We start from the raw sequence: 332 nt of genomic DNA on the forward strand, positions 1-332 counted from the left end.
CTGTGAAAGCAGGAGATGTAATCAAAGCAGTACAAACAGACGAAGCAGGCAATGTTTCTGATGAAAGTACAGTAACAGTCGGCGGAGACAACAATGAAGTTCCTGGCACTACTCCAGGTACAGACAACACTGACGATAACGGTTCTGTTGACAACACAGATGCACCAGATCAAACAGATGATACTAAAGTTCCAAGCGAACCAGGTACTTCTGAACCGACTGAAGGCACAGACAACAGTGCTGAAGTACCATCAACAGATGCACCAGCAGCTGATAATGGTACAAACGCTCAAACATCAAACGATGTTGAAGCTCCAGCAGCAACTGAAAAT

At 44.9% G+C, this 332-nt stretch carries 1 protein-coding gene; it reads left to right on the forward strand.

Annotated elements, in window-relative coordinates:
* On the forward strand, nt 1-332 hold a 332-nt coding region (locus DVJ99_RS13215), incomplete at both ends, for a hypothetical protein (RefSeq protein ID WP_205527040.1).

Source organism: Staphylococcus sp. EZ-P03, from assembly GCF_003344575.1.
In the GTDB taxonomy this organism is placed as follows: domain Bacteria; phylum Bacillota; class Bacilli; order Staphylococcales; family Staphylococcaceae; genus Staphylococcus; species Staphylococcus simulans_B.